Raw genomic sequence first — 12683 nt, forward strand, 5'->3', positions numbered from 1 at the left:
AGGCAAAGACCCCGCTCGGCGCCTCTCTGAAGCAACGATTCCGCCCGTCCGGATCGCGTCCCCGGTTAACTCCTGGAAAACTGTCGGCGTTGTCGTTGACATGACAACCGCTACGCGCGTCATGCTGGCCTCATGAAGGCAACCCCCCATCGCACACTGCGCCCTTCGCGCTTCGCCCGCACGGCCGTCCTCGCCGCGCTGGCCTCGGCCCTGTTCGCCGGCGGCCCTGCCGTCGCCGCGCCGCTCGCCGCCCCGGCGGCCCCCGTGGCCGCCACCGCGCCTGCACCGGCCGCCGTGAAGGCCGTCGGCGACATCTGCAAGTCGGCCCTGCCGTCCCAGGCCCACGACACGCTGCGCCTGATCGACGCCGGCGGCCCGTTCCCGTACCCCAAGGACGGCACCGTCTTCTCCAACCGCGAGGGCGTGCTGCCCAAGCACGACTCGGGCTACTACCACGAGTACACGGTCAAGACCCCCGGCTCGCCCGACCGCGGTGCCCGCCGCATCGTCACCGGCCAGGGGAACCACGAGGACTACTACACCGGCGACCACTACGCGACGTTCAATCTGATCAACTTCAGCTGCTGATCGGTCGTCACCTCAGCGCCATCCGAGCGGATTCCGCTCACCAAACGTCTCCTCACGCTCGAAAACGAGTTGATCCGGTCACCGGGCAGTCGACCGACGTGTGAGGAGACACCGGCCCTTGTCCAGAACCCGGCCCGCGGGGTGCCGAGCCCGGCTCGGCACCCTCGCCCTCGCCGCCGTGGCCACCGCCTGCCTCGCCCTCGCCCTCGCCCCGGAACAGCCGCCCGCGGCGCCCGCCGCGTCCGCGCTGCCCGCTGCGTCTGCCGTGCCCGGCGCGTCTGCCGCGCCTCGTGCACCCGGCGCCCCCGACCTCGGGCCCGGGGTCCACGTCTTCGACCCGGCCATGCCCCGGCAGCGGATCCAGCGCACGCTGGACGAGGTCTTCCGGCGGCAGGAGCGCGCCCAGTTCGGGCCCGGCCGCGAGGCGCTGCTGTTCAAGCCGGGCACCTACGACGTGGACGTCAACGTCGGCTTCTACACGCAGGTGGCGGGCCTGGGACTGCGGCCCGACGACGTCACGGTCAGGGGCGCGGTGCACGCCGAGGCCGACTGGTTCAAGGGCAACGCGACGCAGAACTTCTGGCGCGCCGCCGAGAACCTCTCCGTCACCCCCGCCTCCGGCGCCGACCGCTGGGCCGTCTCCCAGGCCGCCCCCTACCGCCGTATGCACCTGCGGGGCGACCTCCGCCTGGACGACGGCGGCTGGTCGAGCGGCGGGTTCACCGCCGACTCGCTGATCGACGGGCGGGTGCTCTCGGGAACCCAGCAGCAGTGGCTCACGCGCAACAGCGAGCTCCGCGGCGGCTGGTCCGGCGCCATCTGGAACATGGTGTTCGCCGGGGTGCGGGGCGCCCCGCCGACGACCTTCCCCGACCCGCCCCGCACCAGCGTCGAGCGCACCCCCGCCGTCCGCGAGAAGCCCTTCCTGTACATCGACCGGTCGGGCGCCTACCAAGTCTTCGTCCCCGCCCTGCGCAGGGCCGTCCGGGGCACCACCTGGTCCGGCGGGGCGGCCGGGCCCGGCGCCTCCCGCCCGCTCGGCCGCTTCTTCGTCGTCCGGCCGGGGACCGGCGCGGCCCGGATCAACGAAGCGCTCGCGCGGGGCAGGGACCTGCTGATCACGCCCGGCGTCCACCACCTCGACCGGCCCCTGCGCGTCACCCGCCCCGGCACCGTCGTCCTCGGCCTGGGGCTCGCCACGCTCGTGCCCGACCGGGGCACCGCCGCCCTGACCGTCGCCGACGTCGACGGCGTCCGCATCGCCGGCCTGCTCGTCGACGCGGGGCGCGCGGCCTCCCCGGTGCTGATGGAGATCGGCCCACCCGGTGCCCGGCGCCGCCACGCCGCCGACCCCGTCTCGCTGCACGACGTCTTCTTCCGCATCGGCGGCGCCGGTCCCGGACGGGCCGTCAGGAGCCTGGCGGTGCACAGCTCGGACGTGATCGGCGACAACCTGTGGCTGTGGCGCGCCGACCACGGCCGCGGGGTCGGATGGACCGTCAACAGCGCCGCCGAGGGGCTGGTCGTCGACGGCGAGGACGTCACGATGTACGGCCTGTTCGTGGAGCATTACCAGCGGCACCAGACGCTGTGGAACGGCGACGGCGGCCGCACGTACTTCTTCCAGAACGAGCTGCCCTACGACCCGCCCGGCCGCGCCGCCTGGAGCGACGGCCGGGCCACGGGCTACCCCGCCTACCGGGTCGCCCCCTCCGTGACCCGCCACGAGGCCTGGGGCCTGGGCAGCTACTGCCACTTCACGGCCGCGCCCGGGCTCGCGGCCGAACGCGCCTTCGCGGCGCCCCGCAGGCCCGGCGTGCGCTTTCACAGCCTCGTCGCCGTCTCGCTCGACGGCGACTGCACGCTGCGTCACGTCGTCAACGACACCGGAGGACCGGCCGGCGCCCGGGCCCGTGTCGCCACCCTCCGCTCCTGGCCGGAAGTCGAACGGCTGTCCGGAAAACGCCCTTGAGTCGATCACTCTCCGCAATCCATGATGATCTTCCGGAGCGAGGGGGGACGCCATGGGAGCGGCCGAAGCAGGGGCGATCGTCGATCTCGAGGCCTTGGGGGAGGAGTTCGCCCGGCATCCGCACCGGGTCTACGCCGGCCTGCGCGAGCAGGGACCCGTACACCGCGTGCGCATGCCCGAGGGCGCCGAGGCCTGGCTCGTCGTCGGCTACGACGAGGTGCGCGCCACGCTCAACGACCCCCGGCTGACGAAGGACTGGGCGAAGGCCGCCTCGGACATCGGCCTGATCCGGGCCTCCGCCGGGCCGAACATGCTGGTCCTGGACGCACCGGACCACACCCGGCTGCGCAAGCTCGTCGCCAAGGAGTTCACGCCGCGGCGCGTCGAGGAGATGGCGCCCCGCGTGCAGCAGATGACGGACGAGCTGCTCGACGCCATGCTGGCGGCGCCCGGCCGCCGCGCCGACCTGGTGGAGGCCCTGTCCTTCCCGCTGCCCATGGGCGTCATCTGCGACCTGCTCGGCGTGCCGTCCCTCGACCGCAAGGCCTTCCGCCACTGGTCGAACGTCGGCGTCGGTGCGGGGCCGGCCGAGGAGAAGGCGATCGTCTCCCGCGAGGTCACCGCCTATCTGAACGGGCTCATCGCCGCCAAGCGCCACGAGCCCGGTGACGACCTGATGAGCGCCCTGATCAGCACCGCGGACGAGGACGGCGACCGGCTCTCGCCCGAGGAGCTCCTCGGCATGGCGTGGCTGCTCCTCGTCGCCGGCCACGAGACCACGGCCAACCTGATCTCGAACGGCGTCCTCGCCCTCTTGCAGCACCCCGACCAGCTGGCCGCCCTGCGCGCCGACCCCGGCCTGCTGGACAACGCCGTCGAGGAGATGCTGCGCTACGACGGGCCGCTGGAGACCCCCACGTACCGCTTCACCACCGAGCCCGTGGAGATCGGCGGCACGCCCATACCCGGCGGCGGCGAGCTCGTGCTGCCCGTGCTGGCCGACGCCGACCGCGATCCGGCCCGCTTCCGGGACGGCGGCCGGTTCGACATCCGCCGCGACGCCCGCGGTCACGTGGCCTTCGGCCACGGCATCCACTACTGCCTCGGCGCCCCGCTGGCCCGCCTGGAGGCCCGGATCGCCATCGGCTCTCTGCTGGAGCGCTGCCCGGATCTCGCCCTGGACGCCCACCCGGACGCCCTCACCTGGCGCGAGGGGCTCCTCATCAGGGGCCCGCACCGGCTGCCCGTCCGCTTCTGAGGATGCCCGGCCGCCCCCGGCCTCAGGCGGGCGGCGGGTGCCCCAGCTCGTCGCGGGCGCGCTCCAGTTCGGCGCGGGCCCGCTGCCGGGCGCCGGGGCTCGCCCCCGGCTGGTGCCTGAGGAAGGACTCGACGAATCCGGCGCGCCGCGCGGCCGGGTAGCGCTGCTCGGCCAGGAACGGCAGGTCGTTGCCGACCATGCTGCGGGCGACGAGCAGCGGGGTGTCGCTGTGCAGCGGGCGGAAGTCGGGGTTGTGCAGGCCCGGCCCCGGGTGCCCGGGGAAGAACTCGCCGAGCATCATCCCCTCCGCCACGAACTCCGGCTTGAGCCGGTCGTGGACGCGGACCACCGTCGCGGCCGCCACCCCGGGCAGGACCAGGACTATGGTCTTGTCGATGGTGTGCGGGCCGCTGCGCGGCTCCATGGCCAGCCAGTGCGCCTTGAGCGCGGCGACGGCGGCCACGAGCCCGGCCTCGTCGCGCACCGGTGGCTCGGCGAGCGCGTAGCGGATCAGCCCGAGCCGCTGCGAGAGCGGCACGAACGGGCAGACCGCCCCGCGGCGGCCGAGGTCGGGGTGGGGCCGGGCGACGTGCTCGGACATCCATGCGTGGACGGGCCGCAGCAGCTCCTCCTCGGCGGCCTCCCGCTGGTCGTGGAGCCGGATGCGCGCGAGGCCGGAGTCCGCCCCGCCGCCGTCCGGGAGGGTGCGGTGATCGTTTCCGTGGTTCATGGGTTGTCCCCCCGTCACGGTCTCTTGTCAGTCGGAAAAACTCACCGGACCGGGACCGAGGTTGAGCGATCGGGGCAGAATCGAACTTTTGCGTCTCTATCGGACTGCTGTCGGAACCAGACGGGCTACGCCGTCAGTGCGGAGCCGAACTCCACCAGCAGTACGGCCGAGGCCGCCAGCAGCAGTACGCCCGAGCCGCCGAGCAGCAGCCGGTAGCCGCGGGTGCCGATCCGGTGCCGCGCCCGGGCGACCACGACGGCGAGCGCGGCCTTGCTGCCGACCAGCAGCCCGTAGAAGCCGAAGAGGAAGCCGCCGGCGCCGGGCGGGCCGTCGCGCCAGGCGGCCACGAGCAGCGGCGCCCCCGTCGTCAGCCAGAACATCCACGGGTGCGGGCTGAGGAGGTTGACGAGCGCGCCCTGCCACAGGGTCCGCCGGCCGCGGACCCGGGCCTCCGCGGTGTCGCTCACCTCGGGCACCTCGGCCGTACGGGCCTCGCGCAGGGTCGAGACGGCCAGCCAGGCGAGGAAGAGGCCGCCGAGCACGCCGCCGCCGGCGATCGCCCGCTTGGGCAGCACGGCCAGCACGGTCACGGCCAGCACGATCACCGGCAGGTCGGTGAGCAGCGGCACGGCCGCCACCCGCAGCCCGACGCCGAGCCCGCCGCGCAGGGTCCCCGACAGCACCAGCGCGAGCAGCGGGCCCGGGCTGATCCCCGCGCTGAAGCCGAGCGCCACCCCCAGAGCCAGCTCTTCCACGGCGCAGCCCATCTCCCCTCACCGGCCCCCGTAGGAGGTAGGAGGCATAGGTGAAAATCAGTGGATATCCAGTGACATCAGTACTGACATCTGTATTGCACAAGACGCCTGCAAGGGGCATGAGGTTGACGCCGCGGTCACTCGTATCGGTAACGCCGGATACGCACCGTTGCATGTCCGGACAACCTGACCTACGAACTTCCCGTCATCCGGTCCCACGGCTAGGCTCCCTTCGTGGCGAACCAACCACCCCTCCAGTTCAGCCTGGACCGCAGCAGCCCCGTCCCGCTCTACTACCAGCTGTCCCAGCAGCTCGAAGCGGCAATCGAGCAGGGCAGGCTCGCCCCCGGCAGCCTGCTCGGCAATGAGATCGACCTCGCCGCGCGGCTCGGCCTGTCCCGGCCCACCGTCCGGCAGGCCATCCAGTCGCTGGTGGACAAGGGCCTGCTCATCCGCCGCCGCGGCGTCGGTACCCAGGTGCTGCACAGCCAGGTCAAGCGCCCCCTGGAGCTCAGCAGCCTCTACGACGACCTCGAAGCCGCGGGCCAGCACCCCGCCACCCGGGTACTGCGCCACGAGACCGAGGCCGCCACGGCGGGTGTCGCCGCCGCCCTCGGCGTCCCCGAGGGCACCGAGGTCCTGCGGATCGAGCGGCTGCGCCTCGCGCACGGCGAGCCCATGGCCCACCTGTGCAACCACCTGCCCGTGGGCCTCCTCGACGCCGGCCCCGCCCGCCTGGAGGAGACCGGCCTCTACCGCCTCATCCGTGCCGCCGGCATCACGCTGCACAGCGCCCGGCAGACGGTCGGCGCCCGTGCCGCGACCGCCGAGGAGGGCGAGCGGCTGGCCGAGCCGGAGGGAGCGCCGCTGCTGACGATGGAGCGGACGACGTACGACGACACGGGGCGCGCCGTCGAGTACGGCTCGCACGTCTACCGGGCCTCGCGCTACTCCTTCGAGTTCCAGCTGCTGGTCCGCTCGTAGCGGCCCGCTCCGTTACGTCATGCCGTACGTCATGCCGTCAGAATGTTCGGACAAAGCCTTGACGCGGTGGGGCGCCCGCCACTAGAACTCCACCCACATGCAGCAGCCCCCGGCGGTACCCGCTGAAGCCCCCGCGGTCAGCGGTGACGGATGGTGACGGATACTTGGGCGGTTGGGCCCGTGGAATCGTGGAATCGGGGTCCGGCCGCACCGTGACAGACAGTGAGAAGGGCAACTCCTCGTGGCAAGGGTTCGGACAGGCGTACGTGCGGTGAGCGCCGTGCTGGCAGCGGTGCTCGGCGCCACCCTGGCGGGGTGCAGCGCTACGGGCGGCAAGCGCGCGGAGGAGCGGGCCGCCAAGGCCGCTCAGGGCCGCGCCGCGGTCGACACGCCCCGCTGGACCTTCGCGATGGTCACCCACTCGGGCGATGGCGACAACTTCTGGGACATCGTCCAGAGCGGCGCCAAGCAGGCGGCCGCGAAGGACAACATCAACTTCCTCTACGCGCACGACGCCGAGGGCAACAAGCAGGCGCAGAGCGTGCAGGCCATGATCGACCAGAAGGTCGACGGCCTGATCGTCACGCTCGCCAAGCCCGACGCCATGAAGGACGTCGTGGCCAAGGCCAAGAAGGCCGGCATCCCGGTGGTCACCGTGAACTCGGGCTCCGACAAGTCCAAGGAGTTCGGCGCGCTCACCCACATCGGCCAGGACGAGGTCGTCGCGGGCGAGGCCGTCGGCGAGCAGCTCAACGAGCGCGGCAAGAAGAAGGCGGTCTGCGTCCTGCACGAGCAGGGCAACGTCGGCCACGAGCAGCGTTGCGACGGCGTGAAGAAGTCCTTCAAGGGCGAGGTGCAGAACCTCTACGTCGAGGGCACGAACATGCCCGGCGTGCAGTCGTCCATCGAGGCGAAGCTGCAGTCCGACAAGGACATCGACGCCGTCGTCACGCTCGGCGCGCCCTTCGCCCCCACCGCCGTCAAGGCCGCCGAGCAGGCCGGCAGCAAGGCCGAGGTCGACACCTTCGACCTCAACGGCCAGGTCGCCAAGGACCTGCAGTCCGGCAAGCTCGGCTTCGCCGTCGACCAGGACCCGTACCTGCAGGGCTACGAGGCCGTCGACCTGCTCTGGCTCTACCGCTACAACCGCGACATGCTCGGCGGCGGCCGCCCGGTCCTGACCGGCCCGCAGATCATCACCAAGGACGACGCCAAGACCCTCGCCGAGTACGCCAAGCGGGGCACGCGATGAGCGCCCCCGCAACGGCCCCCGTCCAGGACGCCCCCGACGAACGGCTGATGCACCGCTCGCACCTGCGCCGGCTGCTCGGCCGCCCCGAGCTCGGTGCGGTCGTCGGCGCGGTCGCGGTCTTCGTCTTCTTCTCGGTCGTCGCCGACAGCTTCCTGCAGACGTCGAGCCTGTCGACGGTGCTCTACGCCTCCTCCACCATCGGCATCATGGCCGTGCCCGTGGCACTGCTGATGATCGGCGGCGAGTTCGACCTGTCGGCCGGTGTGATGGTGACCAGCGCCGCGCTGGTCTCCTCGATGTTCAGCTACCAGATGACGGCCAACGTCTGGGTCGGCGCCGGCGTCTCGCTGCTCGCCATGCTCGCCGTCGGCTTCTTCAACGGCTTCGTGCTCACCCGCACCAAGCTGCCCAGCTTCATCATCACGCTGGCCACCTTCCTGATGCTGACCGGTCTGAACCTGGGCTTCACCAAGCTGATCGGCGGCACCGTCTCCACCAAGACCATCGGGGACATGGAGGGCTTCGAGTCCGCCCGCGCGGTCTTCGCCTCGCACCTGACGATCGGCGGCGTGGACCTCCAGGTCACCATCCTGTGGTGGCTCGGCCTGGTGGCCCTGGCCACCTGGGTCCTGCTGCGCACCCGCGCCGGCAACTGGATCTTCGCGGTGGGCGGCAACTCCGACGCGGCCCGCGCGGTCGGCGTCCCCGTCAAGGGCACCAAGATCGCCCTGTATATGGCGGTCGCCTTCTGCGCCTGGATCTCCGGCCAGCACCTGCTCATGTCGTACGACGTGGTGCAGTCCGGCGAGGGCGTCGGCAACGAACTCCTCTACATCATCGCGGCCGTCATCGGCGGCTGCCTGATGACCGGCGGCTACGGCTCCGCCATCGGCTCCGCGGTCGGCGCGTTCATCTTCGGCATGGCCAGCAAGGGCATCGTCTACGCACAGTGGAACCCCGACTGGTTCAAGTTCTTCCTGGGCGCGATGCTGCTCCTGGCGACGCTGCTGAACGCCTGGGTGCGCAAGAGGGCGGAGGCCCGCAAATGAGTGCTGCCCCTGCCCTGGTCAAGCTGACCGGCGTCAGCAAGTTCTACGGGAGCATCCGCGCCCTCGAAGGGGTCTCCCTGGAGGTCCACGCGGGCGAGATCACCTGTGTGCTCGGCGACAACGGCGCCGGCAAGTCCACCCTGATCAAGATCGTCGCGGGTCTGCACCAGCACGACGCCGGCAGCTTCGAGATCGAGGGCGAGGAGACGAAGCTCGCCTCCCCCCGCGAGGCCCTCGACCGCGGCATCGCCACGGTCTACCAGGACCTCGCGGTCGTCCCGCTCATGCCGGTCTGGCGCAACTTCTTCCTCGGCTCCGAGCCGACGAAGGGCGCAGGCCCCTTCAAACGGCTCGACGTGCAGCACATGCGCGAGACCACGCGCAGCGAGCTGCTGCGCATGGGCATCGACCTGCGCGACGTCGACCAGCCCATCGGCACCCTCTCCGGCGGTGAGCGGCAGTGCGTGGCCATCGCGCGGGCGGTCTACTTCGGCGCGAAGGTGCTCGTCCTCGACGAGCCGACCGCGGCGCTCGGCGTCAAGCAGTCGGGCGTGGTCCTGAAGTACGTGGCCGCGGCGCGCGACGCCGGCCTGGGCGTGGTGTTGATCACCCACAACCCGCACCACGCGTATCTGGTCGGTGACCGCTTCGTGCTGCTCAAGCGCGGCGCGATGGCCGGCAGCCACGCCAAGTCGGAGATCGCCCTCGACGAGCTCACCCGCCAGATGGCGGGCGGCAGCGAGCTGGAACAGCTCAGCCACGAGCTGCAGCGGGCCCCCGGACCGGACGTGATCGGCGGCAAACCGGTCGTCTCCGGCGAGGGGTGACACAGCTCTCACCGAGCGGGTCCGCCGGTGGCGGGCCCGCTTCCCGCGATGCGGTACGCAACGCTTCCTTGAGGCACAATCGGCCACGACCGTATCCACGAGGCGGAGACCTCCCGAGACCACCGCAGGGACGACGACTCTTGCGAGCACGCAACCGGAGCGACCGTAGGACCGCACAGCTCCACGCCGTGGCGGTGGTGTCATGAGCATGTATCGCGACCTCCACCGGGGCGCGGCGAGGGCCACCGTGCTCCGGACCGTCGGCACGCGCGAGCGCCGCTCGCACCTGACCGCTCCGCGCGTCCCCACCGTCGGCATCGACATCGGCGGCACCAAGGTGATGGCGGGCGTCGTCGACGCCGACGGCACCATCCTGGAGAAGGTCCGCACCGAGACGCCGGACAAGTCCAAGAGCCCCAAGGTCGTCGAGGACACCATCGTCGAGCTGGTCCTCGACCTCTCCGACCGGCACGACGTCCACGCCGTGGGCATCGGCGCGGCCGGCTGGGTCGACGCCGACCGCAACCGCGTCCTGTTCGCCCCGCACCTGTCCTGGCGCAACGAGCCGCTGCGCGACCGCCTCGCCGGCCGCCTCGCCGTCCCCGTCATGGTCGACAACGACGCCAACACCGCCGCCTGGGCGGAGTGGCGCTTCGGCGCAGGCCGCGGCGAGGACCACCTCGTCATGATCACTCTCGGTACGGGCATCGGCGGCGCGATCCTCGAGGACGGCCAGGTCAAGCGCGGCAAGTTCGGCGTCGCCGGCGAGTTCGGCCACATGCAGGTCGTGCCCGGCGGCCACCGCTGCCCGTGCGGCAACCGCGGCTGCTGGGAGCAGTACAGCTCCGGCAACGCGCTGGTGCGCGAGGCCCGCGAGCTGGCCGCGGCCGAGTCCCCCGTCGCGTACGGGATCATCGACCGCGTCGGCGGCAACATCCACGAGATCACCGGCCCCCTCATCACCGAGCTGGCCCGCTCCGGCGACGCCATGTGCGTCGAGCTGCTGCAGGACATCGGCCAGTGGCTCGGCGTCGGCATCGCCAACCTCGCCGCCGCCCTCGACCCCTCCTGCTTCGTCATCGGCGGCGGCGTCAGCGCCGCCGACGACCTGCTGATCGGCCCCGCCCGGGACGCCTTCCGCCGCCACCTCACCGGCCGCGGCTACCGCCCCGAGGCCCGCATCGTCAAGGCCCAGCTCGGCCCCGAGGCCGGCATGGTCGGCGCCGCGGACCTGGCCCGGCTCGTCGCCCGCCGCTTCCGGCGCGCCAACCGCCGCCGCGTCGAGCGCTACGAGCGGTACGCGAGGGCGGGTCGCGCTTGATGGCCACCACGGAACACCCCGAGCGCACGGTGCCGCCGCACAGCCCCGGGCAGCCGGACGGCGGCTTCCGCCGCCGCTGCCTGAAGGCCGTCATCGTCTTCCTGCTCATCGCCATCCCCGCCGGCTACCTCTACATCTCCGCGATGCAGAGCCGCGGCGGCAGCGAATCCAAGAAGGAGCAGGCGGCCGCGTCCGGCCTGGAGGAAGGCTGGCCCACCCGGCTCCAGCGCCGCCTCTACGAGGTGACCGTCCCGCCCTACGCGGAGGACGTCGCCAGCTACGAGACCAACGCGTGGAAGGCGAGCTCGCTCTTCCTGCAGTTCACGACCACGCGCGAGAGGTTCGACAAGTGGCTCTCCGACGTCGGCACCAGCGCCTCCGAGCTTGAGGACGGCGAGGTCACCATCGACGAGGACGAGGCCGCCGAGGTCGGCTGGGACCTGGGCGGCGAGCACCGCTGGGCAGGCATCACCGTCGACCAGGACAAGCCCAAGCCCTCCCTGGAGATCACCGCCAACCTCGACGACCCGAAGTACCCGCGGGTTTTTGTGGTGTCCACGACCACGCCCTGATCGCCCTTCCGGGCCGTCGGATAGCGTGGCGCGGGTGAGCGAGAAGCAGACCCCGCAGCCCCTCCAGTACCGGACCGACGGCCCCGAGGACGGGCCCGTCCTGGTCGTCGGCCCCGCACTCGGCACCACCTGGCACATGTAGGCGGAAGCGTCTGCTGGTGTCCACGTGGTCCAGATCGCTGCCGTTCACGCTGGTGGGGTCTTCGTGGTTCAGGTGTGTCGATGGTGTTGGTGACAGCAACGTGACACGTGATGGTCACTGAGGCCCCTGACAGGCAGGTGCTGGCAGAGTGGTCTCGTTGTGCACCGGCTCGCAGCTGATCGGGGGATGGGGCAGGCGGACGCTGGGCGCCGCAGGCGTGGTCTGTGGTGACACCGCAGATGCGTTTGTGGTGGGGGAGCATGGTCCGCGGGGAACTCCGTACGTGAGCGACTACAGCCGGAATGGGATCGGGGTGCGTGGCGATTTGACCATTGTGGAGCGGGCTGGCCCCGCATTAGGGTCATCGCAGTTGCTCAGCCCGTGGTGCTGGGGCGGCTCCCACTAACCTGGCTTGGCGGCGTGGGGGCGGCACCCGTGACCTGGACAGTGGGGTCCCGGTTAGGCCGCGTACTGGAATGGCGGCGAGAGTAACGCCGATAATCTTCTAGCGCTGGTGCGGCTGCCCTTTCCGTGAAAGGTTTCCTACCGGTAGGTAAGGGCGCAGTCCTGCTAGAAGGATTGTCTTCCTTGGGGCGAGGGGAGAGGCATGGCTGTGGCGTCGCCGGGTCCGGCAGAGGTGATCTCTCGTGTGGCGACGCCTGACACGCTGTTCCCTCCGGGCGCGGACATCGGAATGTTCAATAAGTTCGGCGTCGAAGCTGTGGTGGCCTATCGGCGGCAGGGGCAGGAATGCGAGCGGCGTGCGCGTGCGGGCATGGCGAGGCTGGACAGGCTCCACGTACTTGAGCTGTTGATGAACCTGCCGTTGGGGGAGCCGGTCGAGAGGGCTTCCCTCAGCGACCGGGAGAAGCGTGTGCTGCGGCAGGTACCAAGCGGCGCGCTGATGAGACACGTCGGTGCGATTGTGCGTGAGGCAACACACCCTCTGTACGTGGATCTGGCTGTAGTGCCCGGGGGCAGTTGGGCGGCAGCTAAGGAGAAGGCCGAATGGTTCACTCCTTTCTGTGCTCGGGCAGTCATGGTGGACCGGCCGCTCAGGCGTCGTGACGACGCGGTGATGGAGGCCGTGTTCTACGGGATCGGGTTGCTTGTGGCGACGGGCCGCGACGTTGAGGTCGTGGTGCCGCCTCGGCCGTTCGTACGGCGTCGGCACACAGCAGCGGGCTGGCAGTTTCTTGAAGAGGCGTACGATCAGTTGTGCCGGTGAGCGCT

At 71.3% G+C, this 12683-nt stretch carries 12 protein-coding genes; 10 read left to right on the plus strand and 2 right to left on the minus strand.

Features of this window, described 5'->3' with window-relative positions:
* Positions 1 to 132: 132 nt before the first annotated feature.
* From FGW37_RS25700 to FGW37_RS25710, 3 genes are all read left to right on the plus strand, one after another.
* On the plus strand, positions 133 to 588 hold the full coding sequence (locus FGW37_RS25700; protein WP_179083215.1) for a guanyl-specific ribonuclease: 456 nt from the start codon (positions 133 to 135) through the stop codon (positions 586 to 588).
* Positions 589 to 706: 118 nt separating this feature from the next.
* Positions 707 to 2560, plus strand: a complete 1854-nt coding sequence (locus FGW37_RS25705) for a coagulation factor 5/8 type domain-containing protein (protein WP_179083216.1) — start codon at positions 707 to 709, stop codon at positions 2558 to 2560.
* 52 nt (positions 2561 to 2612) lie between these two features.
* A complete protein-coding gene (locus tag FGW37_RS25710) occupies positions 2613 to 3818 on the plus strand; it encodes a cytochrome P450 family protein (protein ID WP_179083217.1) in 1206 nt (401 codons plus the stop codon).
* Positions 3819 to 3840: 22 nt separating this feature from the next.
* On the opposite strand, the gene FGW37_RS25715 is transcribed toward FGW37_RS25710, so the two are convergent.
* Positions 3841 to 4548 carry a DUF6875 domain-containing protein gene (locus FGW37_RS25715; protein ID WP_179083218.1) on the minus strand — a complete coding sequence of 236 codons (708 nt, stop codon included), beginning with the start codon at positions 4546 to 4548 and terminating at the stop codon, positions 3841 to 3843.
* Between the two features lie 125 nt (positions 4549 to 4673).
* Positions 4674 to 5303 carry a LysE family transporter gene (locus FGW37_RS25720; RefSeq protein ID WP_179083219.1) on the minus strand — a complete coding sequence of 210 codons (630 nt, stop codon included), beginning with the start codon at positions 5301 to 5303 and terminating at the stop codon, positions 4674 to 4676.
* Positions 5304 to 5537: 234 nt separating this feature from the next.
* Between FGW37_RS25720 and FGW37_RS25725 the strand changes: the two genes are divergently transcribed.
* The 7 genes from FGW37_RS25725 (at position 5538) to FGW37_RS25755 (ending at position 12678) form a co-directional block, all read left to right on the plus strand.
* The gene (locus tag FGW37_RS25725; RefSeq protein ID WP_179083220.1) at positions 5538 to 6287 is read left to right on the plus strand and encodes a GntR family transcriptional regulator; all 750 of its coding nucleotides are present in this window, start codon (positions 5538 to 5540) and stop codon (positions 6285 to 6287) included.
* A 241-nt stretch (positions 6288 to 6528) separates the two neighbouring features.
* Positions 6529 to 7539 (plus strand): sugar ABC transporter substrate-binding protein, encoded by a 1011-nt coding sequence (locus FGW37_RS25730; RefSeq protein ID WP_484600427.1) that lies wholly within the window; start codon positions 6529 to 6531, stop codon positions 7537 to 7539.
* On the plus strand, positions 7536 to 8588 hold the full coding sequence (locus FGW37_RS25735) for an ABC transporter permease (RefSeq protein ID WP_179083222.1): 1053 nt from the start codon (positions 7536 to 7538) through the stop codon (positions 8586 to 8588). The genes FGW37_RS25730 and FGW37_RS25735 overlap by 4 nt, the downstream gene beginning before the upstream one ends.
* Positions 8585 to 9415 carry an ATP-binding cassette domain-containing protein gene (locus tag FGW37_RS25740; RefSeq protein WP_179083223.1) on the plus strand — a complete coding sequence of 277 codons (831 nt, stop codon included), beginning with the start codon at positions 8585 to 8587 and terminating at the stop codon, positions 9413 to 9415. Before FGW37_RS25735 ends, FGW37_RS25740 begins: the two co-directional genes overlap by 4 nt.
* A gap of 202 nt (positions 9416 to 9617) precedes the next feature.
* Positions 9618 to 10736, plus strand: a complete 1119-nt coding sequence (locus tag FGW37_RS25745) for an ROK family glucokinase (protein WP_179083224.1) — start codon at positions 9618 to 9620, stop codon at positions 10734 to 10736.
* Positions 10736 to 11308: a hypothetical protein gene (locus FGW37_RS25750; protein ID WP_179083225.1), complete on the plus strand. Its 573-nt coding sequence runs from the start codon at positions 10736 to 10738 to the stop codon at positions 11306 to 11308. The genes FGW37_RS25745 and FGW37_RS25750 overlap by 1 nt, the downstream gene beginning before the upstream one ends.
* Positions 11309 to 12057: 749 nt before the next feature.
* Entirely contained in the window at positions 12058 to 12678 is a 621-nt protein-coding gene (locus FGW37_RS25755; RefSeq protein WP_246430556.1) for a hypothetical protein, read from the plus strand.
* Positions 12679 to 12683 lie beyond the last annotated feature (5 nt).

Source organism: Streptomyces rectiverticillatus (genome assembly GCF_013394065.1).
Taxonomy (GTDB): domain Bacteria; phylum Actinomycetota; class Actinomycetes; order Streptomycetales; family Streptomycetaceae; genus Streptomyces; species Streptomyces rectiverticillatus.